The sequence below is a fragment of the Pseudomonas sp. 8209 genome, from assembly GCF_028682105.1.
Classification (GTDB): domain Bacteria; phylum Pseudomonadota; class Gammaproteobacteria; order Pseudomonadales; family Pseudomonadaceae; genus Aquipseudomonas; species Aquipseudomonas palmensis.
On sequence record NZ_JANIAH010000035.1, the window covers coordinates 1 to 337 of the forward strand.

At 65.3% G+C, this 337-nt stretch carries 1 protein-coding gene; it reads left to right on the plus strand.

Annotation, left to right across the window (positions count from 1 at the left end):
* Positions 1-337: type VI secretion system tip protein TssI/VgrG (gene tssI, locus NP552_RS25885; RefSeq protein ID WP_274097331.1), on the plus strand; the 337-nt coding region annotated here is incomplete at both ends.

Consider the following 337-nt stretch of genomic DNA (forward strand, 5'->3'; position numbering starts at 1 on the left):
CGTGCCGTACCGTCCGCCGCTGAGGCATCCCAAGCCCAAAGTGCTGGGTGCGCAACGTGCTGTAGTGACCGGCCCGGAAGGCGAAGAGATCTATTGCGACGAGTACGGCCGGGTCAAGGTGCAGTTCTTCTGGGACCGCGAAGGCCAATCGGACGACAAGACCACCTGCTGGATGCGCGTGGCCTCCAACTGGGCCAGCCAGAGCAGCTTTGGCGCCATCTCGCTGCCGCGTGTGGGCATGGAGGTGCTGATCACCTTTCTGGAAGGCGACCCCGACCAGCCGCTGATCACCGGTTGCCTGTACCACGGCGCCAACCTGCCGCCGTACCGGTTGCCG